Raw genomic sequence first — 22,436 nt, 5'->3', positions numbered from 1 at the left:
GGCGCTTAGGTCTCTGTTCGGTGAAAGAACGGAGTGCCCATGCTGTCGCTGATCCAAATCCTGCTGCTGATCCTGGACATTGTCTGGTTCATCATCCTTGCCCATGTGATCATGAGCTGGCTGATCAACTTTCAGGTGCTCAACCTGCATCAACAACTGGTCGCGCAAATCTGGTACGGCCTGAACCGTTTGTTAGAGCCTATATATGGCCCGATCCGCCGTGTTCTGCCCAATATGGGCGGGCTGGATCTGACGCCTCTGGTGGTGCTGATCGGGGTCTATGCGCTGCGGATCATTCTGATCAACAATATGGGCTATTTCGTCTGAGGCCTTGTTCACCGAATCTTAGTATGTGATTGTCCTGTCTTAAGAGCAGATAAACCTTAAAACAGGGCACCCCCGCAGATGTTCGACTCCGCGCCTTTGCTGCGAGATGTCTTTGGATTCGACGCCTTCCGTCCCGGGCAGGAAGAGATCGTCGACGCCGTGACCGCTGGCGAAAACGTGCTGGCGATCATGCCCACGGGGGGCGGTAAATCCTTGTGTTTCCAACTGCCTGCCCTGCTGCGCGACGGGGTGACGGTGGTGATCTCTCCGCTCATCGCCCTGATGCGCGATCAGGTGCGCGGCTTGCAGGAAGCGGGCGTTGAGGCCGGGGCGCTGACATCCGGCAATACACAGGAAGAAACCGATGCGGTGTGGGAGGCGTTGGAGGCCGGGCGGCTGAAACTGCTCTATATGGCCCCCGAACGTCTGGCTGCCGGGTCGGCGCTGGGGATGCTGCGCCGGATCAATGTCAGCCTGATCGCCGTGGACGAGGCGCATTGCGTTAGCCAATGGGGCCACGATTTCCGCCCCGATTACCTGCGGATCGGAGAGCTACGGCGCGCGCTGAACGTGCCACTGGCCGCCTTCACCGCCACGGCGGATGCGGAAACGCAGGACGAGATTGTCGAGAAACTGTTCGACGGCACGGCCCCGCGCAAATTTCTGCGCGGGTTCGACCGGCCCAATATCCATCTGGCCTTTAGCGCCAAGGATGGCCCGCGCAAGCAGGTCCTCGACTTTGCCGCCGCCCGCAAAGGCCAGTCCGGCATCGTCTATTGCGGCACCCGCAACAAGACCGAGGTGCTGGCGCAGGCGCTGCGGGCCGAGGGCCACTCGGCCTGTCATTACCACGGCGGGATGGAGGCCGAGGATCGCCGCATCGTCGAAACCCGGTTCGCGCGCGAAGATGGGCTGATCGTGGTCGCCACGGTCGCCTTTGGCATGGGCATAGACAAACCCGATATCCGCTGGGTCGCCCATGCCGACCTGCCCAAATCCATCGAGGCATACTATCAGGAAATCGGCCGCGCCGGACGCGATGGCGGCCCCGCCGAGACGCTGACCCTGTTTGGGCCGGATGACATCCGCCTGCGTCGGTCCCAGATCGACGAAGGTCTGGCCCCACCTGAACGGCGCATGGCCGATCATGCGCGGCTGAACGCCTTGCTGGGGCTGGCCGAAGCGTTGATTTGCCGCCGTCAGACCCTGCTGGGCTATTTCGGCGAGCAGATCGAACCCTGTGGCAAATGCGACCTGTGCGATACTCCGCCCGAGGTCTTCGACGGCACCACCCCTGTCCGCATGGCCCTGTCCGCGATCCTGCGGACCGAGGAATGGTTCGGCGCGGGCCATCTGATCGACATTCTGCTGGGCAATGAGACCGACAAGATCCGCGCCCGCCGTCACGACAACCTGTCCACTTACGGCATCGGCAAGGATTGGTCACGGCCCCAATGGCAGGCGATTTTCCGGCAGATGATGGGTCACGATCTGGTCCGCCCCGATCCCGACCGCCACGGCGCGCTGCGCATGACCGAGGCCGCCAAACCGATCCTGAAAGGCGAGACGCAGATCAACCTGCGCAAAGACACGATCCGCAAGGCCACCCGGCGGCCAGCGGTCAAGGCGATGGTGTCCGAGGAAGACGCGCCGCTGCTGTCCGCGCTCAAGGCCAAGCGCCGCGCGCTGGCGGAATCCGCACGGGTTCCGGCTTATGTCATTTTCCCTGACCGCACCCTGATCGAAATGGCCGAGACCCGCCCCGCGACGCTGGACGACATGGCCCGGATCGGCGGGGTCGGCGCGAAGAAGCTGGAACGCTACGGCGATACGTTTATGGAGGTGATTGCGGGCGCGGTCGAGGCCCTTCACCCCGCGCGCCGCAAGCTGGCAGGCCGCGATCAGGGCGAGATTTATGACCGTTTGCTCGAGGTGCAATCTCAGCTGTCGCGTGGCCCGGACGGGATCGACAAACCGCTGACCTGCTCCGCCTCGCTATTGGCCAAGGTGGCGCAGCTGCGCCCCGACGATCCGCGCGCGCTCGAACAGGTTCTGGGCGACCGCCGTCACGAAAGGTTTGGCGCGGCCTTTCTGGACGTGCTGCGGGATGCGGGCTAAATACCCGGCATCAGGCAAGGAACGAGGGCGGATATGCTGGTAGTGATTTCCCCGGCCAAACGGCTGGACTGGGCAGAGCGGGATATTGAGGTCACAGCACCCGATTTTCAGGACGACGCGATCCGCCTGTCAAAAACCGCCCGCAACCTGACGCTGGGCGATCTGAAAAAGCTAATGGAGCTGAGCGACGATCTGGCCCGCCTGAACCGCGACCGCTATCGCGCCTTTTCTGACGCGCCCGAGGCGGACGCCACCCGCCCCGCCGCGCTGGCCTTTGCCGGGGATACCTATCAGGGGCTCGAGGCAGCCTCGCTGGACGCGGACGAGATGGCCTGGGCGCAGGATCATCTGCGCATTCTGTCGGGTCTTTACGGTGTCCTGCGCCCGCTGGATGCGATTCAGCCCTATCGGTTGGAGATGGGCAGCAAACTGAAGACCCGCCGCGGCAAGAACCTTTATGAATACTGGCGCGACCAGTTGAGCAAGGCGCTGAACGCGCAGGCCGAAGAGATTGGCGGCGATGTTCTGGTGAACTGCGCCAGTCAGGAATATTTCGGTGCGGTCGACCTGAAGGCGCTGAAACTGCGCGTGATCACGCCCGTGTTCATGGAAGACAAGGGCGGCACACCCAAGATCGTCAGCTTCTTTGCCAAGAAAGCGCGCGGCGCGATGGCGCGCTATATCATTCAACATCGGTTGACCGATCCCAAAGGGCTGCTCGATTTCGACAGCGGCGGGTATGAATACCGCCCGGAACTGTCTGAGGAAAACAAGCCGGTTTTCCTGCGCCCTTATCAGGCTTGAACCTTACGCATGAAACCGGCCTGTGGTCCTGGTTGTTGATGGCGGAGCGAGGGGCGCTGCCCCTCGCGCTCCCCGGGATATTTTTGGCCAGATGAAGGGGATCCGGTTGCGCGGTTTGAAGCGTGGCGTGTGTGGGGCGAGGGGTTCTAGCCTGTCGGAGCAGGACTGTCCGAGACCGGCTGGGCTTCATCCGGGCGGTGGTCCAGAATCATCTGGTGGATCAGTTTCTTGTGCAGCGGTTTTGTCAGGTAGTGATCAAGCCCGGCGGACAGGATGCCCTGATCGTCACCCGCCATGGCATGCGCAGTCAGGGCAACAATGGGGACATGGCCGCCCGTTTCAATCTCGTGCCGCCGGATTTCGGCGGTCGCCTGCTTGCCGTCCATTTTAGGCATGGAAATGTCCATGAAAATCAGGTCAGGGGCGAATTCCTGATAGGTTTCAACCGCCTCTAGCCCATTGCCTGCAAACTGGAGATCGATGTTCAGGTCTTTCACCATCTTCTTCAGGATCAGTTGATTGGTGCGATTGTCCTCGGCCGCAAGGACGCGCATCCGCCTTTGGCTTTCTGGTTTCTGCGCAGAGCCAGCTTCGGCCACATCCGGGATGTCGGGTTTCAACGCGGCGCTGCCCAGCGCCATGAGGCGGCTGTAAAGCTCGGATCGCGGGATTGGCTTTTGCAGAACGCCTTCGATCAGGTGCCGGGCGGGATCGGCGTAGATGACGCCCGGATTTGCCGACATGATCACCACCGGCAGCTCTGACCAGCCGCGATCTTTCACAGTTGTCGCCAGTTCCAGCCCGTCCATATCCGGCAGGTCGTGGTCACACAGGACCAGATCAACGGTTGCATCCAGCTTTGCCAAAGCCTCACCCCCCGAGGCGCACATGGTGACGTCTGCGCCAAGGCGGCCGAGTTGCTTGGCAAGGATGGCGCGGTTCACGGCCATATCCTCGACCACCATCACATGTTTCAGGCGACCATCCAGATCAGGCGGCGCGGGTTGCGGACCTTCGGCGGTGGGCAGCGACACCCGGAACCCAAAGCAAGAGCCCTGCCCCACTTCGCTTTCGACCCAGACTGTGCCGCCCATCATGGTGATCAGGCGCTTGGTGATCGCAAGACCCAGCCCGGTGCCTTCGAATTGGCGATTACGCTCATCCTCGACCTGATTGAACTCGCCAAAGATGTGGCTGATCTTGTCGGGTTCGATCCCGATGCCGGTGTCTTCGATCGCGATATGGATGTCGCATTCCTGCGTGTCCGGATGCGGCACACCGGTGACCCGGATCAGGACATGACCGTCGCTGGTGAATTTGACGGCGTTGCCCACCAAGTTGGTCAGCACCTGCCGCACCCGACCCGGATCGCCCACAAACAGCGTCGGCAGGAACAGGTCGTAATCCACCAGCAACGTCAGCCCCTTGTCCCGCACGCTGGGCTGCAACAGCATCGCCACTTCCAGAATGCAGCGTTCCAGATCGAACTGTTCGGGATGCAGGATCAGCTTGTCGGCTTCGATCTTCGAATAATCCAGCACGTCATTGATGATAACCAGCAGCGCCTCGCCCGAGTTACGGATGGTGTTGACGTAAAGGCGTTGTTCCTCGTCCATCGGGGTTTCGGACAGCAACTCGGTCATGCCGACGATGCCGTTCATCGGTGTGCGAATTTCGTGGCTCATATTCGCGAGGAAAGCCGACTTGGCGCGGTTGGCGGCCTCGGCCCGGTCGCGGGCGGCCTGCAATTCAGCCTCGTGCCGGACCGAGGCGGTAATGTTCAGCGCCAGGCTGACCACATCGCCGCCATTGCCGCGTTGATCGATCAGACGGATGTATTCGCCGTTCCACAATTGAATTACCTCGGACGGCGGATTTGCCAATGCCCATCGATCCTGCATCCGGGCGCGCCATGCGGCGGCTTTCTCATCGCCGATATCCACGATCCCCTCGGTCGTCAGCAGGTCGAGAATCCGGGTGTATGAGATACCCGGCGCGACCTCATCCAACCCCTCAAACACGCTCAGATAAGCGGTGTTGGCGCTGATCAGGCGGCTTTCACCGTCAAAAAATGCGAACCCGTCCTGAATCGTCTGGATCGAATGCCACAGGCGGCGTTCTGCAACCTCGACCTTGGCATGCGCCACTGTCAGATCGGATTTGACCTTTTCGTTTTCATCCCGGACCGTCTCAACCTCGGCCTGAGTCTCACCGATGCGCTTGGTCAGGGCCATGGCGTGGCGACCCAGTTTGCGATTGGCCGCGTAGAGTTCGGCCTGTTTCATTTCCAGCATCCGCTCGGCTGCAAGGCGCGCGCGCCGTTCCTGTGCCAGTTTCTGTGCAAGGCTCATGATGTTCAATTCCGGTCTGATCCGCAGCCAGCATCCGGCCAACCGATGAAAAAGTGTTTAAGCCGTTGCGTGACCCGCGGGCCGCATGCGAGATTGATGGGGAATAGGAGGCCCCGATGCACCGCTTTGTTTTTATTTCAATTGTTTACACCTTTTCTTTGCTGATCCTGCCCATGGCGTCAGTGGCCCAGACAACGGTGCCGGAATTCCGCTATATCACCACGCGGGATGCGGATTTTTATGGCTCGGATCTGGACGCGCTGTTCGACACGGATCTGCAATCCTGCATTCGGGCGTGCTCGGCCAATCAGCGATGCACAGCGTTCACCTACAACACCCGATCCGATGCCTGTTTTCCCAAAAGCGGCGTGAACCGGCAGGAGCCCTATCAGGGCGCAGTGTCGGCGCAGAAGGTGGCGACGTCGGAACAGACCCTAACACTGGCGAAAATGCGCGCGGAGGCAATGACCTTCATCCGTCAGAAAGACCTCAACAGCGCAGCGCAGCAGGCGCGCGACCTTGGGTTTTTGCACAATGCCGGGGATCGTGATCTGCAGACTTTGCTGGATGCAGCCCGGAACGCGGATACCGACAGGTTGGCAATGCTCTGGACCGGGGCGGCTGTGACCCTCAGCGATGCGCCAGAATTGTGGGCGGAATATGCAAGGCTGTTGCTGGGGCTGGACCCCAATGGCTATCGCGAAGGGCGTGAGTTGCGCGAACGTGCCCTGAACGCAGCCGTCAACGGGTATCTACGTTCGGATGCGCCGGGGACTCAGATCGCGGCTTTGATGATCCTGGCGGACGCGCTGGAAGCGGCGGATCGCGGGCGGGACATGGTGTCTGCCCTGCGTCTGGCGGAACAGGTTCAGCCGCGTGCGGATGTGCTGGCCGCGTTGGATGAGGCAATCGGGAAATATGGCTTCCGCGTCATCGACAGCACCGTTGAAAGCAACGCCGCCGCGCCGCGTATCTGTGTTGAGTTCTCGGAACCGCTGGTCAAGGCCGGGGTCGACTATGACCCCTATGTGCAGCGCAGCACCGAGGGGTTGGTGGTGCAGGTTGAAGGCAAAAACCTCTGCGTTGATGGCGTGGCGCACGGCCAACGCTATCGTCTGAGCTTGCGTGAGGGGCTTCCAGCCGCATCGGGCGAGGCTTTGAACCGCACGGTGGAATTGACGCATTACGTACGGGATCGCGCGCCGTCGGTCCGCTTTCCCGGACGCAGCTATGTGCTGCCGAAATCGGCGGATGCCGCCCTGCCGGTCGAAACGGTAAATACCGCATCTCTGGACCTGACCCTGCGGCGTGTCAGTGACCGCAACCTGATCCGCGCGGTGCAGCAGGATTTCTTTGGCCGCCCGCTAAGCGATTGGCAGGAAGAGACGTTCTCGGAAGAGATCGCCGAGGATATCTGGACCGGCACAGCTGATATTTCGAACGAGTTGAACCAAACCATGACCGCCCGTCTGCCGATGGCCGAGGCGATTGCCGAGCAGCCCGCAGGCATCTACGCGCTGACGGCGCGTGTTCCGGGCGTCGATCCCTATGACGATCCGGGTGCGACGCAATGGTTTGTCCTGACCGATCTGGGGATCAGCACGGCTTTGGGCACTGACGGTCTGCATGTGACCGTGCGTGGGCTTCATGATGCCGCGCCTCGGGCGGGGATCGACGTCTCGCTGGTGTCCAACGCCAATGCCGTGATTGCCCAGGCGCAGACCGATGACAGTGGCTACGTGCGGTTTGAACCCGGTTTGACTCGCGGCACGGGCGCAAGCGCGCCTGCTTTGGTGATGGTATCCGACGGGGATACAGATTTCAGCTTTCTGTCTCTGACCGACCCGGCCTTTGACCTTTCGGATCGCGGGGTCGAAGGGCGCGCGCCTGCCGGGCCGGTGGATGTGTTCCTGACCACCGACCGGGGGGCCTATCGCGCGGGCGAGGTGATCCATGTCACCGCGTTGACGCGCGATAGCACAGCGCAGGCGATTGACGGCCTGCCGCTGACGGCCATTCTTTCGCGCCCGGATGGGGTGGAGTACCGCCGCGCAATCTCGGATGGTGGGGTCGCCGGGGGGCATGTCTTTGCTTTGCCCGTCGCGGCCGATGTGCCGCGCGGGGCGTGGAAGATCGAAATCAAGTCCGATCCCAAGGGCGCGGCGCTGGCCCGCCAAACCGTTCTGATCGAGGATTTCCTGCCCGAACGCATCGACTTTGACCTGACCCTGCCGGACGCCCCGCTGCGCCCCGGCGACACGCCGCCCTTGCAGATCGACGCGCGTTATCTGTTCGGCGCGCCGGGGTCGGATCTGGGCATCGACGGTCAGGTCATCGCCCGCCCTGCGGACACCGTTCCCGGCTATGAAACCTATCGCTTTGGCCGGTACGACGCCGAAACCTCGACCAAAAGCACTTATTTCGGTGACGCCCGCACGGATGCCGCCGGGCAAGCCACAATTGCCGTGGAAATCCCTGTGTTAGAGACCGATGGCGCTCCAGTCGAAGCGGTTGTCATCGCCCGTCTGTCCGATGGATCAGGTCGTCCGGTGGAGCGTCGGCTGACAGCCCCAGTCAGATCTGCGCAAGCGATGATCGGTGTCCGGCCCTTGTTCGACGATGTGATCCCCGAGGGGACCGAGGCCGCCTTTCAGATCGTCGGCCTGTCGCCCGACCTGACCCCGGAACCCATGCGCCTGCGCTGGACGCTGAACAAGGTGGAAACCCGCTATCAGTGGTACCAGCTATACGGCGACTGGAATTGGGAGCCGACCACCCGCCGCACCCGCATTGCCACGGGTGAGGTCGAAACGACCACAGACCCGCTGACCCTGACGCAGCCCGTAGATTGGGGGCAGTATGAACTGGTCGTTCAACGCCTTGATGGCGCTTACGCCGAGACGGCGGTTGAGTTCTCGGCAGGTTGGTATCAGGCGGCAGATGCATCCACCTCGCCCGACCGGTTGGAGATGTCGCTGGACCGCGACAGCTATCGCCCCGGCGACACCGCGCAATTGCGGATCGTCCCACGTATGGCCGGTATGGCACAGATCGAAGTGCTATCGAACCGCCTGATCCACCGCCAGATGGTCGAGGTGCCCGAAGGCGAATCCGTGATCCCCATCGAAATCACCGAAGACTGGGGCGCGGGCGCCTATGTCACCGCCACGGTGATCCGCCCGATGGACGTCGCCGCAGGCCAGAACCCGGCGCGGGCCATGGGTGTGGCCCATGCGACGGTCGAACCGGTGGGGCGCATGCTGGATGTGGCCATCGACGTGCCCCAGGTGACCGCGCCGCGGCAAACACAAAAAGCCCGTATCAGGGTCGAAAATGCGCGCGAAGGCGACCCGGTCTGGCTGACCTTGGCGGCTGTGGATGTGGGCATCCTCAACCTGACCGGATTCGAAACCCCGGACCCGCAGGGATATTTCTTTGGCCAGCGTCGTCTGGGCGTGGACCTGCGCGATGTCTATGGGCGTCTGATCGATGGCATGAACGGTGCGATGGGAACGATCCGCTCGGGCGGTGACAACGCTGGCACACGCCGACAATCTCCGCCACCAACGCAGGACCTGATGGCCGTTTTCAGCGGACCGGTTCAGGTCGATGCAAATGGCGAGGTCGAGATTGACATCCCCCTGCCCGCCTTCAACGGAACCGTGCGCCTGATGGCTGTGGCGTGGTCAAACGCTGCCGTCGGTCAGGCCGAGGCCGAAATGATCGTCCGCGACCCGGTGGTCGTCACCGCCAGCCTGCCACGCTTTCTAGCCCCCGGCGATCAAAGCCGAATGCTGTTGGAAATCGTCCATGCCGACGGGCCAAGCGGGGAAATGGCACTGGGGCTGACATCCTCATCCACGCTGCAACTGGGCTCAGCGCCCAGCAGTTTCGTGCTGGAAGACGGCGGCAAAACCACGTTCGAGATCCCGGTCAGCGCTCTTGCGGTTGGCGACCCCGAAATCAGCGTTGCGATCACCACTCCGGATGGCCGCGATCTGTCGCAGACCCTGAGAATGCCTATCCGTGCAAATGACCCCGTTGTGGCTCAAACACGGCGGTTTTCGCTGGGCGATGGCGACAGTTTCCTGCTTACACAGGATGTGTTCGAAGGGTTCCAGCCCGGTTCGGCCAAGGCCATCCTGTCCGCCGGAGCGCTGGCGAAATTCGACACGCCCGGACTGCTGGACCAACTGAATCGCTACCCCTATGGCTGCACCGAACAGATCACCAGCAAGGCGCTGCCCCTGCTCTATCTGTCATCTGTCGCGCAAGCCTCGGGGCTGGGGGATGGCCCGGCGATGGATCAGCGCATCACCGACTCGATCCGCAGCATCCTGACCCGGCAGGCCCCGAACGGCGCCTTTGGCCTGTGGCGCGCGGGCAGCGGGGACTTCTGGCTGGACGCCTATGTCACCGACTTCCTGTCGCGCGCCCGTGCGCAGGGGCACCCGGTGTCCGACCGCGCCTTTGCCCAATCCATGGACAACCTGCGCAACCGCATCAACTATGCGCCCGACTTCGACAAGGGGGGTCAGGACATTGCCTATGCCCTGATGGTGCTGGCGCGCGAAGGGGCGGCCTCGATGGGCGATTTGCGCTATTACGCAGACGCCAAGGGCGATGCGTTCGGCACTCCGCTGGCTGCGGCTCAATTGGGGGCAGCGCTGGCCTCATACGGGGATCAGACCCGCGCTGACGCCATGTTTGCCCGTGCCGCCCAAATGTTGCAACGCCGCCCCGCGCAAGAGAAATACCTGTGGCGCGCGGATTACGGCACCGATCTGCGCGATGCCGCCGGTCTGCTGACGCTGGCCGTGGACGCGGGCAGTCAGGCGGCGGATCGCGACGCTCTGATTCAGCGCGTCAGCGCCGGGCGCGGGTATCTGTCGACGCAAGAGGCGTCATGGTCCCTGCTGGCAGCCCACGCGCTGGTCTCGGACCCGTCCGGGTCGGGGCTGATGGTGAACGGCGCGCCGGTCTCTGGCCCCTTCGTTCAGGTGCTGGAAAGTGGATTGACGGATGAGCTGAACATCACCGCCACAGACGCAAACCCAACCGACATCACGTTGACCGTCACCGGCATCCCGACCACACCGCCCGAGGCTGGCGGCACCGGCTATGCAATCGAGCGCAGCTATTATTCGATGGACGGTGAGCCGCTGGACCCTACCAACTTCGCCACCGGTGACCGGTTTGTCACGGTCCTGACGGTCACACCCTTTGAGCGCGGTGGCGCGCGGCTGATGGTAGATGACCCTCTGGCGGCGGGGATCGAGATCGACAATCCGAACCTGCTGCGTTCGGGCGATGTGCGTGCGCTGGACTGGTTGGACCTGTCCGAGGCAACGCATACCGAGTTCCGCTCGGACCGGTTTCTGGCCGCGGTTGATCTGTCCGGCGGTGAGATCGTGACGCTGGCCTATGTGGCCCGCGCGGTCACGCCGGGCACGTTCCACCACCCGGCGGCCTCGGTCGAGGATATGTACCGCCCGCAAAACCGCGCCCGGACCGGGACCGGGCGGGTCGAGGTTCGGTGATCGGTCGCCCGACATATCAACTGGCAGAGCGTCGGGATGCCTAAAAGCGCCGCGATATTGCTGGCACTGGCCGGTGTGCTTTACCTGGCCGCCTTTGCGCGGGACCGGGCGGCGGAGTGGGTGGATGCGACCATCCTGCCCCCGGTTCTCGCGGAAACCTCGGTCGAGATGCGGGACCGGAACGGCACGTTGTTGCGCGCCTTCCCGGTCGAAGACGGGATCTGGCGGTTGCGCCCCGGCGCGGTCGATCCCGCCTTTACCGACATGCTGATCCGGTACGAGGATAAGCGGTTCTGGTCCCATTCCGGCGTTGATCCAGTGGCGATGATCCGCGCTGCGGGGCAAGCGCTGTGGAACGGGCGCACCATTTCGGGCGGATCGACCCTGACCATGCAGGTCGCGCGGCTGATCGAAGACGGCCCCACCGGACGCTGGAGCGGCAAGATCCGCCAGGTTAGGGTCGCTTTGGCGCTGGAACGACGCCTGAGCAAACATCAGATTCTGGGCCTGTATCTGACCCATGCGCCCTATGGCGGCAACCTGGAAGGCATTCGCGCCGGGACGCGGGCATGGTTCGGCAAAGATCCGGTTCGCCTGACGCCCGCGCAGGCTGCCTTGCTGGTCGCCCTGCCCCAATCCCCGGAAACGCGGCGACCCGACCGCGCCGCCAAAACCGCCCGAAAAGCGCGCGACCGGGTTCTGCGACGGATGCAGCGGCACGGGGTGCTGTCTGACGCCCGGATGCACAGCGCGCTGTCGGAACCGGTTCCCACGCAGATGAAGGCCTTCCCGCGCCTCGCACCTCATCTGACCGACCGGGCCCAGCGTGCAAACCCCGAGGCCGAGGCGCTGGATTTGACATTGGACGCCGGGTTGCAGGCCCGCCTGGAATCGCTGGTGGCTCAGGCCGCCGATCAAGCGGGGCCGCGAATCTCCGGTGCCCTGATTGTGGCCGACCATCGCAGCGGAGAGATTCTGGCCTCGGTCGGATCGGCGGGTTATCAGGACGACCGGCAAGGCTTTGTCGACATGACCCGCGCATTGCGGTCGCCGGGGTCCACGCTGAAGCCCATGATCTATGGGCTGGCCTTCGATCAGGGGCTGGCCCATCCCGAAACCCTGATCAGCGACAGCCCGGTGATGTTCGGGCGCTATGCGCCGCGCAATTTCGATGGTGTCTTTCGGGGGGACATCCGGGTGCGTGACGCGCTGCAATTGTCGCTGAACATCCCGGTGGTGCGCCTGACCGACGCGCTTGGTCCCGCGCGGGTGATGGCCGCGCTGCAACAGGCCGGAAGTGATCCGCAACTTGGCGGCGGGACACCGGGACTTGCCATCTCGCTGGGTGGTGTGGGGCTTAGCCTGCACGATCTGGTGCAACTCTACGCCACGCTTGCGGCAGGCGGGCAAGGGCCGGTTCTGCATCATGACGCACTGGCCGAGCGGACCGAAACCGCCCGCGCCCTGTCGGTCGTCGCCGCGTGGCAGGTGAGCGACGTATTGGCTGGACTCGCCCCGCCACCGGGGGCCGCCGCGCAGGGGTTGGCCTACAAGACCGGCACATCCTACGGGCATCGGGATGCCTGGGCCATTGGCTTTGACGGCCAGCATGCGATCGGCGTCTGGCTGGGCCGTGCAGACGGAACGCCGGTGCCCGGCGCGTTTGGCGGCGAACTGGCCGCGCCCCTGCTGTTTGAGGCGTTTGGGCATCTGAAATCCATCCCCGCTCCCTTACGCCCGCCCCCACCCTCAACCCTGATTGTCGGGGCCGCAGAACTGCCGCATCCCCTGCAACGGTTTCAGCCCCGCGGAGCGGCGTTTGAGGATGACCCGAGCGCCCCTGACGTGATTTTCCCGCCAAATAATGCCGTGTTAGAGACGGGCGGAGCCCCTTTGACCGTCAAGCTGCGCGGCGGGGTCGGGCCGTTTGCCCTGCTGGCCGACGGGGTTCCGGTTTTGACCGGACAGCGGCACCGCGAGTTCGAAATACCCAACCCGGGACCGGGGTTTTCCGCGCTGGTGGTGGTTGACGCCCATGGCGCGTCTGACCGGGTTTCGGTTCGGATCGACTGAAAGGAGATCGATATGCGGACATGGATAACCCTGGCGGTCGCGATCACGGCCTCTTCGGCGTCTGCCGAATGTGCCTCGGACGCGCAGATCGACGCCTTTGTGCGCGATTATCTCGCCAACACCCCAACAACCGCCCTGTCGCCGGATGGGACGATGGAGGATGCGCTGTGCACCCAGGCCAAGCTGGCCGAGGCCATGAAACCGCATCTGGGCCCGGTCATCGGCTACAAGGCGGGCCTGACCAGCGCACCGGCGCAGGACCGGTTTGGGGCGTCCGAACCGGTTCAGGGTCTTCTGTACCGGGACATGATGCTGGACGATGGGGCCACGGTTCCGGCGAATTGGGGGGCCCGGCCCGTATTCGAGGCCGACCTGATCCTTGTCGTGGGCAATACCGCAATCAATCAGGCCACAACGCCCGAGGAGGTCATCCGCAACGTCTCGGCCATTCGTCCGTTCATCGAACTGTCCGATCTGACACTGGCCGAGGGGCAACCGATCACCCCGGTGACCCTTACGGCCATTGGTGTGGGGCCGAAACTGGGCGTGTTAGGCTCGGAAATCGCCGTAACGGACCCATTGGCCATGACAACGGCGCTGGGTGACATGACGGTCACGCTCAGCGCAGCAGATGGCGAAATACTGGCGCAAGCGCCGGGGCGGGCAGTTCTGGGGCATCCGGCCAATGCCGTGATTTGGCTGACCTCCAAAGGCATCACCTTTAAGCCCGGCGACATGGTTTCAGTCGGTTCTTTTGGTCCGCTGTTTCCGCCGGCCAAAGGCAAAGGCGGCGCGTCCGTCAGCTATGAGGGTCTGCCGGGGAACCCATCGGTCAGCGCTATTTTCAGCGAAGACTAACGACGGCCTTCGCGCAGCCAGCCACCCAGCAGGAACCCACCCGCCAGCAACAGAACCAGCCAGGGCGGCAGCAATCCGGCCTGCGTGACATCGCGGGTCTCATAAGCCTCGCGCGGGGTCAGCCCGATCCAGCCGCGTCCCGCCGCAGGACGCCCGGCCCGGACACTGCGGATCGAGGGCAAGCCATCTTCCAAGCGGATTACCCCGCCACGCATCTGCGCGATTACAGGATCAAGCACATCGCCGGTGGCGATGGTGCGTTCAAATTCCTTGGGTGCAGCGGGTCCAAGGCCGATCACCGCCATCAACTCGCCTTCCTGCAAACGGTAAAGGCCGATCTCAGGCCCGAAATACTGCGCTTCGAACCGGCCCGGAGTGACCTCGTCCAACGTGATCTCAAGCGTTTCGCCATTTGGGCGGGTGATTGTGACCGGCCCGACCTCATCCTCAAGCGTCTGGCGGATGATGCGCATGGATTGACCATTGGCCTCGGCCCATAGCGCCTCTTCCTCAAGCTCGGGCTCTTTCATCATCCAATGGGCCAACCGGCGCAGCAGCTCTAGCTGCGGGCCGCCACCCTCGTAACCCCGGCTCCACAGCCACGCATGGTCCGAGGCCAGCATCGCGACGCGCCCCTCGCCCACGCGGTCCAGTACCAGCAGCGGGCGTTCGTCCAGACCGGTCATCAGAACCTGACCCGAGCGCTGGTTCACATCGATCTGACGCAGCCATGCGCCCCAATCTTCGGAATCGCCCAGATTGGTGGTCACCGGATGCCGATGCCCCAGATCACTGACCATGGGCACATAGCGTTCCTCGATCACCCGCGCCGTGGGTTGCGCGGGCAGGATGGGCGCAAGCGGAGAACGGAAGATACTGTCTGCACTGGCGAAATCGGGACCGGCGGCAATCAGCACGGCACCGCCGCCGTTGATGTAATCGGTCACGTTATCCAGATAGATCGCGGGCAGGATACCGCGACGTTTGTACCGATCAAAAATGATCAGGTCGAAATCGTTGATCTTCTCCAGAAACAGCTCGCGCGTCGGGAAGGCGATCAGTGACAGTTCATCGACAGGCACACCATCCTGCTTTTCCGGCGGGCGCAGAATGGTGAAATGCACCAGATCAACGGAACTGTCTGATTTCAAAAGGTTCCGCCAGGTGCGCCCCCCCGGATGCGGCTCACCCGAGACCAGCAGAACGCGCAGCCGGTCGCGCACGCCGTTCATCTGGATCAGCGCAGTGTTGTTGCGATCGGTCAATTCGCCTTCGGCCTGCGGGACCGAGAACTGGATCACGTTGCGCCCGCCATGGGGCAGCGTGATCGGCAGTTCTACATCCACACCGATCGGGATACGGAACTCTTCCGCCTCTCCACCGTCGACCGAGATCTGAAGCGGCGCGTTGGGCGCTCCGCCCGGCGCGGCACCGCTGTCCTCGACGCGCAGGGTCAGGGTCACAGGCTCGCCGATGATGGCAAAGGCGGGTGCGTTGCGGACGATCAGCCTGCGGTCCCAATCACTTTCGCGCCCGGTTTGCAGCAGATGCAGGGGCGCAGGCAGATCCGGGGCCTGATCGACGTCGTGCACGATCCCGTCCGAGACGACCAGAATGCCCGCAATCCGTGCGCGCGGTTCCTCGGCCAAAGCGGCGTTGACGGCGGCCATGACCTGCGTGCCCTCATCACCGTCCCCGTCGCCAACGCGAATGCGGCGCAGTTCGGTGTTGTCGCGGGATTCGATCTCGGCGGCCAGCGCCTCGGCAGCCTCGGCAGTCTGATCCGCGCGGTCCGAGAGTGTCTGACTGGCGCTTTCATCCTCAATCATCAGGACAATGTCGGTCAGGGGCGCGCGGTCTTCGATCTGGTATACGGGACCGGCCAGCGCAGCGATCAATACCAAAGCCGCCAGGCCCCGCAGCGCCCAGCCGGACAGGCCGCGCCAGACGGCCAGAATCACCCCGCCCACCGCAAGCGCGGCGACAATGGCCAGAACGGGCCATGGGATCAGCGGATCGAATATGACGGTTCCGGTCATTGTCCCAACCTGTCCAGCAGAGCAGGCACATGCACCTGATCGGATTTGTAATTCCCGGTCAGCACATGCATCACCAGATTAACGCCAAAGCGACTGGCCAGTTCGCGCTGACGCTCACCCGCATAGCCGCGACCCACCGGCAGCAGGGCCTGCCCGTTGCGGTCCACGGCCCAGGCCCCGGCCCAGTCATTGCCGCCGATCACCACCGGCGTCACATTGTCGTTGAGGTTACGGAAGGGCATCCCCTCGATCTGTTCCGCATCCAACGGCGCGGCTTCGACCCAAACCTCGGTGCCTGAATAACGGCCCGGGAAGTCCTGCAACAGATAGAAGGTTCGCGTCAGGACATGGTCGCGGGGAATCGGCTCTAACGCGGGAATATTCAGCGGCCCGGCCAGTTGTTGCAGCTTGCGCCCATTGGGGCTTGAGGCCCCGAACCCTGCGATATCGGCGTCCCGCGTGTCGAACAGGATCATCCCGCCCGAGCGCAGATAGGCGTTCAGCTTGGCATAAGCCTCGGCTGAGGGTTGCGACTGATCGGGCGTGATCGGCCAATAGAGCAGCGGGAAAAAGGCCAGTTCATCGCGTTCCAGATCCACGCCGATGGGTTCCGCCGGTTCCACGGATGTGCGGTAGAACAGCGTTTGCGCCAGCCCGCGCAGGCCCGCCTGCGCGATGTCGTCCACCTGAGAATCCCCGGTCAGGACGTGGGCCAGAACCAATTCATGGGTGGCGGCCAGGGCGAAATCCGTCTCATCCGACGTTTGCGCCTGCGCCTCGGGCACCAGCAGCATGCCCGCAAGGGCCGCTGCGGTCGCCTTGGCCAGACCCAACCGGCCCGACAGCGCGAGTGAAGCGATCACGTCGATGGTCAGCAGGATCAGCGCGAGGCTGAGCAGCAGGCCACCCAACGGCGTCTCGGTCGTGACCTCCTGCCCCCGGATCGGCACGTCCGAGGGCCAGACCACCGGGCTCAGCACCGACTCCTCGGACAGAACGTTGCGCGCCAGCTTCTGCTTGCCGCTTTCATATAGACCCGGGCGAATGTCGGGGCCGATCTGACCCGAGACAAGTTCCACCCCGTCCACACCGGCCAGAGTACCCGCGTCGGACAGCACGCCAAAACCGTCCATGATCTGAACCGGCTCCCACGTGGTGCCTTGCAACTGCTCCACTTGCCGGGATTTGGCCGCCGAGGCGACAGCCAGACGGTCCAGCATTTCCACGAACAGGCCCGACAACGGCAGGCTGGACCATTCCGCATCCGCCGTCACGTGGAACAGCACGACCTGCCCCAAACCCAGCGCCTTGCGCGTGACCAGAGGTGTTCCGTCCGACAGCGACGCAATCACCCGATCCGCCAGATTAGGGTCTGGTTGCGCCATGACCTGTGTTGAAACCACCACGTCATCCGGGATTTGCAGCCCATAGAAGGGCGAGTCTTCGGGGAACGGGGCCAGCGTCTTGGCCTCACCCCAACTCATCGCGCCGCCAACGGTGCGACCGCCGCTGCGCAGCCTTACCGGCAACAGCGTATCTTCCTCATCGCGGCCCAGATCGCTGGCCGCCATACGTGGCCCAGCAAAGCGCAGCAGCAGCCCGCCCTGTTCGACCCATGCGGTCAGATCAGCCTCTTCCATGGCTGACATCTGGGCCACATCCGACAGAACGATGACATCCGGATTCGCAGGCAAAACCTCAAGCAACCCGCCTTCGACAAAATCCGCTGTGGGGACCAGCACCTGAGTCAGGTAGTGCAAGGGTGATAGCAACTCCAACCCTTCGCGGTTGATCGATCCGGCAATCAGCGCGACCTCGCGCCGACGCAGGCTGTCGTCGGTCAGGGTGACGGCCCCGGCGGAACGCTGGCCCTGAAGCTCGAACCGGGTGATCCGGGCGCGTAGTTCAGAAGGCAAAGCCAGTTCGATCCGCGCCTCGGTTGCGCCATTCTCAAATGTCATTTCTGCGGATTGCAGTACGCGCGCGGTTCCCGCCGGATCGCGACCCTGCGCCAAAACGGTGACGCGCTGTTCCGATCCGGGTTCGGCCCGCAGCGCGGTCAATTGGATCACCCCGTCCTGATAGGCCGCAGGCAACAACGCCACCGCGCCGGAATTGGGCTGATACACCGTGACCTCGCCACGGGATTGCAGATCAGACACTAAATCGGCGTGACCCTCATAGATCAGCCGGTCGCTGAACCAATGGGTGTCAAAGCCGCCATCGACCTGCTCCAGCGCCGCAAAGACCTGTGCGATCTGCGTTGCGGTCGGTTGCCACGGGTTCGGGGCCAGCCCCGGCAAACGGTTCCGCCACGCCTCAGCCGCCTGAAACACCGGCGTTTCCGGCTCGGTCAGGCGCAGGATCGAGACAGGACGCCCTGCACGCCCGGCCTCGGTCAGTTGCGCATCGATCTGGTCCAGCGTCGCCGACCAGCGCGTCGCCCCGGCCCAGCTGGCATCCAGCACCAACAGCAACGGCCCGGTGCCCGTCTGATCGCGTGAGGGGTTCAGAACCGGACCGGCCAACCCGATGATGATCGCCGCCGCTGCCAGCATCCGCAGCATGAGCAGCCACCACGGGGTGCGGTCCGAGACACTCTCGTCATCCTTCAACCCCAGCAGCAAAGTTACCGCCGGGAACAAACGCCGGATCGGCGCGGGCGGTACGGCGCGCAGGATCAGCCACAGGATCGGCAGGGTCAGCAAACCCAGCAGCACCCATGGGGCGGTAAAACCGATGCCCGCCAGAACCGTCATCGCATTCCCCCGTCCAGCGCCCGATAGAGCCATAACAGAGCCGCTTGTGCGCTATCTCCGGTATGGTGCAAACCCAGTTGCCAGCCAGTTGCGCGGCACAATTGGGTCAGCGCGTCCTTGCGCTGTGCCAACCGGTCCAGATAACGATCACGCAGGTCTCCGGCCTTTAATGTCTCGTGCCGGGCGGTGCCGCCAATGCTTTCGAAGATGGTGCGGCCGCGATAGGGGAAGCTCTCTTCGCTTGGGTCCAACACCTGCAGGATTACGCCCCGCACGCCCCGGTCGGCGGCTTTGGTCAAGGCCAGTTCGACCTCATCCATCGGGCCGAGGAAATCGGAGATGAACACGGCCCGCGCATGCGGGATCATCGCCCGGTGTTCGGGCGGGGCATAGTCAGGTTCGGCATCCTCGGACCACGCCTGCGCCAGCCGGATGATCTGCGCATTGCCGCGCCGGGGCGGCAGGGTGGTGCCGGTCAGGCCCACACGCTCGCCCCCGCGCACCAATAGGATCGAGGTTGCCAATCCCAGCAAACGCGCCCGGTCGGCCTTGGTCGGCAACTCTTTGTTCGACGCAAAGCGCATCGAGGCACCCTGATCGACCCACAGCATCACCGATTGCGCAATCTGCCATTCGCGTTCGCGCACAAATTGCTGATCCCCGCGCGCTGATCGCCTGTGATCGATCATCCGCCGACTGTCACCGATCTGCGCCGGGCGGTACTGCCAAAAATCATCGCCCAACCCCGAGCGCCGCCGCCCGTGATCGCCCAGCAGGACGGTTCCGGCCAGATGCTCGGCACGCGCCAACAGGGGCGGCAGCCGGGATGCCTCGGCCTCGGATCTTTCGCGAAGGGTCAGCGCGGCATTCACGCCGCAGCCTCGGTCCGGATCAGACCGGTGGCGGTGGATTCGATCAGTTCAGACAGGCTGTCGCCCCGCGCCCGCGCCGCAAAGTTCAGCGCCATACGGTGGCTCAGGACCGGGCGGGCCATATCCAGCACATCCTCGGCATTCGGGGCCAGCCGCCCTTGCAGCATCGCGCGCGCCCGCACGGTCATCATCAATGCCTGCGCCGCACGCGGGCCGGGGCCCCAAGCGACGGTTTCGGCGACACGTTCCGAGGCTCCGGGCTCATCAGGGCGGAAGGCGCGGACCAGATCGAGGATCAATTCGACAACTGAATCCCCCACAGGCATCCGTCGCAGCAGGACCTGCGCGGCCAGCAACTCTTCCTTCGTGAAAATCTGATGCGCCGCATCCTCTTCGACGCCTGTTGTCGCCAACAAAATATCCCGCTCGGTCTGGCGATCCGGGTATTCAACGTCGATCTGAACAAGGAACCGGTCCAGTTGCGCCTCGGGCAGCGGATAGGTGCCCTCTTGCTCAATCGGGTTCTGCGTGGCCAGAACGTGGAACGGCACACCCAGCGAGCGATCCTCGCCCGCCACGGTCACCGTGCGTTCCTGCATCGCCTGCAGCAGCGCCGACTGGGTGCGCGGGCTGGCGCGGTTGATCTCATCCGCCATCAGCAACTGGCAAAAGATCGGACCCGAGATAAAGCGGAAATGACGGGTGCCATCATCGGCGGTGTCCAGAACCTCGGACCCCAGAATATCGGCGGGCATCAGGTCCGGCGTGAACTGGATGCGGTTACCATGCAGGCCCATCACGGTCGACAGCGTCTCGACCAAACGTGTCTTGCCCAGACCGGGCAAACCGATCAACAGCGCATGCCCACCGCACAGAAGCGCGGTCAAGGTCAGCTCCACAACCCGTTCCTGCCCGATGAAGCGGCGGGTGATCGAGGACTTGGCCTCTTGCAGTTTTGTTTCCAGCGCTTCGATCTCGGACACGAGGTCGGCAGGTTCGGTCATGACTTTCCCTTCCGTGGACTATTATAAATGAAGTGTATCGCGCTAAGAGGAAATGGCAAAAGCAATGAGCGGACAAAAACCTGTGAAACCTTCGCCGGATGGTCTGGCTGCATCAGTCAAAGCGGCCAAAACCAGGGGTTTACCACCCGTTCACCTGTGGAATCCTCCGTTTTGCGGCGATCTGGACATCCGGATCGCACGGGATGGTACCTGGAGTTACTTAGGGTCGCCGATCAACCGGTTCGAGTTGGTGAAGCTATTTTCCTCAATTCTTAAGAAAGAAGGCGACAGATACTACCTTGTGACCCCGGTCGAGAAGGTGGGAATCACCGTCGAGGATGCGCCCTTTGTCGCCGTGGACTTTGACCAAACGGGCGAAGGCGCCGCGCAGGAGCTGACATTCACAACCCATGTGGGCGATACGGCAGTGGCCGGGCCGGACCACCCCATCCGCATTGTCACCGATCCCGAAACAGAGGAACCCGCACCCTATATATTGATCCGCGCCAACCTTGAGGCGCGCATCGACCGCAAAAGTTTTTACCGGCTGGTCGATATCGGGACCGAGCACGAGGGGTGGTTCGGTGTCTGGTCCGGCGGGCAGTTTTTCCCGTTGATTGCGGCAGAGGCACTGACCGACGTTTAGGCCGGGCGCGGGAACCTGCGGTCCTGCGCGACCACCACCGCCAAAGCTACGATCCCCGCGCCCAGCGCGCGGGTCCAGTCCCATGCCTCGCCCAGCACCAGCATGATGATCATGACGTAGAAGGGCGCGACATTGATGTGGAACGAGGTCAGCGCGACGCCCATTTTGCCAACAGCGGCAATGAAGAACACCTGGCTGATGCCCATTGAGACCAGCGCATAAATCACCAGCATCGCGCCTTGGGCAAAATCAACGGGCCGTGAGGGGCGCAGATCAAACCCAAGCAGATACGCCCCCAACAGCAGCACTGCCGCCATCATCAACGCGCCGACAAAAGTGATCGTCGACCGGCCCATCTGGCTGAGTTCAGGAAAGTCCCTCGCTGTGGCCATGCTGCCCCAGCAGAACAGAAACGTGGATACAACCGCGCAGGCCGCCCCCAGACCCAGTTGTGCCGGTGCCAGCGCACTGGTGGCGATGATCCCTCCGATAATCGAGACCAGGACGCCGAGGGCAAAGTTCCATCGCAGGCGTCGTGTGCCGGTTGCCATTTCAAGCAAAGTGGCGGCCAAAGGTGCGCAGGATGCGATGATCGCCACCGTTACCGGATCGGTCAGCTTTTGCGCCAGAAGGATCAGGAACATGCCGCCGCCGAACCCCACCGCTCCGACATACAGCGCCCGGCCCCAGCGGGCGTTCAGCACCCGCGCCGGACCGTCAAGCCAGATCCAGATCGGAACCATGAAGGCCAAAGCCAACGCCATCCGCGCGGCAAACAGCGCAATCGGAGGCCAGCTTTGCAACAGGACCTCTGCCGCCGGAAACCCTGCCGCCCATGTCAGCATCGACGCGACCGCCAACCCGTTGCCGGACAGCGCAGCATTGCGGTCGGCGGGCAAAGCGAGTGCGGTCCCGCGCGCGGGGTCGGGGCTGTAAGCCATAAAGATCGGGCCTTTTTGTCAAAGCGACGCCGGACATGATTCGCCGCATTGGGGCAGATGGTCCCTCAGACCCGATCCTTGATCTGGTCGATTTTCGACAATCT

13 protein-coding genes are annotated in these 22,436 nt (G+C 63.4%); 7 read left to right on the top strand and 6 right to left on the bottom strand.

The annotated features are described in order from the left end of the window. Positions 1-39 precede the first annotated feature (39 nt). The 3 genes from ACR0LW_RS15315 (at position 40) to yaaA (ending at position 3,249) form a co-directional block, all read left to right on the top strand. Positions 40-327, top strand: a complete 288-nt coding sequence (locus ACR0LW_RS15315) for a YggT family protein (protein ID WP_170521175.1) — start codon at positions 40-42, stop codon at positions 325-327. A gap of 78 nt (positions 328-405) precedes the next feature. Next, positions 406-2,445, top strand: coding sequence for a DNA helicase RecQ (recQ, locus tag ACR0LW_RS15310; RefSeq protein ID WP_480883159.1), 2,040 nt, complete (start codon positions 406-408; stop codon positions 2,443-2,445). 33 nt (positions 2,446-2,478) lie between these two features. After that, on the top strand, positions 2,479-3,249 hold the full coding sequence (yaaA, locus tag ACR0LW_RS15305; RefSeq protein ID WP_480883158.1) for a peroxide stress protein YaaA: 771 nt from the start codon (positions 2,479-2,481) through the stop codon (positions 3,247-3,249). Positions 3,250-3,395: 146 nt separating this feature from the next. Here yaaA and ACR0LW_RS15300 read toward each other — a convergent pair whose 3' ends face one another. Next, a complete protein-coding gene (locus ACR0LW_RS15300; RefSeq protein ID WP_480583654.1) occupies positions 3,396-5,600 on the bottom strand; it encodes a response regulator in 2,205 nt (734 codons plus the stop codon). 116 nt (positions 5,601-5,716) lie between these two features. Between ACR0LW_RS15300 and ACR0LW_RS15295 the strand changes: the two genes are divergently transcribed. Genes ACR0LW_RS15295 through ACR0LW_RS15285 form a run of 3 tightly spaced genes read left to right on the top strand, consistent with a single transcriptional unit; the run spans position 5,717 to position 14,071 of the window. Further along, on the top strand, positions 5,717-11,140 hold the full coding sequence (locus ACR0LW_RS15295; RefSeq protein ID WP_480883157.1) for an alpha-2-macroglobulin family protein: 5,424 nt from the start codon (positions 5,717-5,719) through the stop codon (positions 11,138-11,140). Between the two features lie 36 nt (positions 11,141-11,176). After that, on the top strand, positions 11,177-13,213 hold the full coding sequence (gene pbpC / locus ACR0LW_RS15290; RefSeq protein ID WP_480883156.1) for a penicillin-binding protein 1C: 2,037 nt from the start codon (positions 11,177-11,179) through the stop codon (positions 13,211-13,213). A 12-nt stretch (positions 13,214-13,225) separates the two neighbouring features. Further along, positions 13,226-14,071, top strand: a complete 846-nt coding sequence (locus tag ACR0LW_RS15285; protein WP_480883155.1) for a 2-keto-4-pentenoate hydratase — start codon at positions 13,226-13,228, stop codon at positions 14,069-14,071. On the opposite strand, the gene ACR0LW_RS15280 is transcribed toward ACR0LW_RS15285, so the two are convergent. The 4 genes from ACR0LW_RS15280 to ACR0LW_RS15265 are packed head-to-tail and all read right to left on the bottom strand — an operon-like array spanning position 14,068 to position 20,745. Then, on the bottom strand, positions 14,068-16,110 hold the full coding sequence (locus ACR0LW_RS15280) for a hypothetical protein (RefSeq protein WP_480883154.1): 2,043 nt from the start codon (positions 16,108-16,110) through the stop codon (positions 14,068-14,070). The two genes, ACR0LW_RS15285 and ACR0LW_RS15280, sit on opposite strands and share 4 nt — an antisense overlap. Beyond that, complete coding sequence (locus tag ACR0LW_RS15275; RefSeq protein WP_480883153.1) at positions 16,107-18,869, bottom strand: DUF4159 domain-containing protein; 2,763 nt, start codon at positions 18,867-18,869, stop codon at positions 16,107-16,109. Before ACR0LW_RS15275 ends, ACR0LW_RS15280 begins: the two co-directional genes overlap by 4 nt. Then, positions 18,866-19,741, bottom strand: coding sequence for a DUF58 domain-containing protein (locus ACR0LW_RS15270; protein WP_480883152.1), 876 nt, complete (start codon positions 19,739-19,741; stop codon positions 18,866-18,868). The genes ACR0LW_RS15275 and ACR0LW_RS15270 overlap by 4 nt, the downstream gene beginning before the upstream one ends. Further along, positions 19,738-20,745 carry an AAA family ATPase gene (locus ACR0LW_RS15265; protein ID WP_480883151.1) on the bottom strand — a complete coding sequence of 336 codons (1,008 nt, stop codon included), beginning with the start codon at positions 20,743-20,745 and terminating at the stop codon, positions 19,738-19,740. Before ACR0LW_RS15265 ends, ACR0LW_RS15270 begins: the two co-directional genes overlap by 4 nt. Before the next feature lie 64 nt (positions 20,746-20,809). Between ACR0LW_RS15265 and ACR0LW_RS15260 the strand changes: the two genes are divergently transcribed. After that, positions 20,810-21,391, top strand: coding sequence for a DUF1285 domain-containing protein (locus ACR0LW_RS15260; RefSeq protein WP_480883150.1), 582 nt, complete (start codon positions 20,810-20,812; stop codon positions 21,389-21,391). Here ACR0LW_RS15260 and ACR0LW_RS15255 read toward each other — a convergent pair. Continuing rightward, on the bottom strand, positions 21,388-22,332 hold the full coding sequence (locus ACR0LW_RS15255; protein WP_480883149.1) for a DMT family transporter: 945 nt from the start codon (positions 22,330-22,332) through the stop codon (positions 21,388-21,390). The genes ACR0LW_RS15260 and ACR0LW_RS15255 overlap by 4 nt on opposite strands. Between the last annotated feature and the right edge of the window lie 104 nt (positions 22,333-22,436).

Source organism: Ruegeria sp. N4, from assembly GCF_056531425.1.
The sequence above is the reverse complement of the archived record's forward strand: the minus strand, read 5'-3'. Positions and strand labels throughout refer to the sequence as shown.